Source organism: Bacillus sp. LR--39, assembly GCF_053613335.1.
In genome coordinates, this window is sequence record NZ_JBSIOT010000937.1 from 1 (window position 1) to 686 (window position 686).

General features: G+C 48.8%; 1 pseudogene. It reads left to right on the plus strand.

The features are described 5' to 3' along the window. A pseudogene (pucI, locus tag ACWHAR_RS27595) lies at nucleotides 1-686 on the plus strand (allantoin permease); the annotation flags it as partial.

Below are 686 nucleotides of genomic sequence, written 5' to 3' on the forward strand. Positions count from 1 at the left end.
TCATTTACTCGTATTGCATCACGGCATGGAGTCGATTAAACGTTTTGAGGTGTGGGCAGGGCCTTTAGTGTATCTGGTATTTGGCGGCATGGTATGGTGGGCCGTTGATATTGCCGGAGGATTGGGCCCGATATACTCTCAACCAGGAAAGTTTCATACGTTTTCAGAAACATTCTGGCCGTTTGCTGCCGGAGTTACTGGCATCATCGGCATCTGGGCGACATTGATCTTAAATATACCTGATTTTACACGGTTTGCTGAAACACAAAAAGAGCAAATCAAAGGACAATTTTACGGTTTGCCGGGAACGTTTGCGCTGTTCGCATTCGCAAGTATTACGGTGACCTCCGGCTCGCAGGTCGCGTTCGGAGAGCCGATTTGGGATGTTGTCGATATTTTGGCGCGGTTTGATAACCCTTATGTCATCGTCTTGTCCGTGATCACGCTCTGCATCGCCACGATCTCTGTAAATGTCGCGGCGAACATCGTATCGCCCGCTTATGATATAGCGAATGCCCTGCCGAAGTATATCAATTTCAAACGTGGCAGCTTTATCACAGCGTTGCTCGCTTTATTTACGGTTCCATGGAAGCTGATGGAGAGCGCAACAAGCGTGTATGCGTTTCTTGGCTTAATAGGCGGCATGCTTGGACCGGTGGCAGGCGTGATGATGGCCGACTATTTTA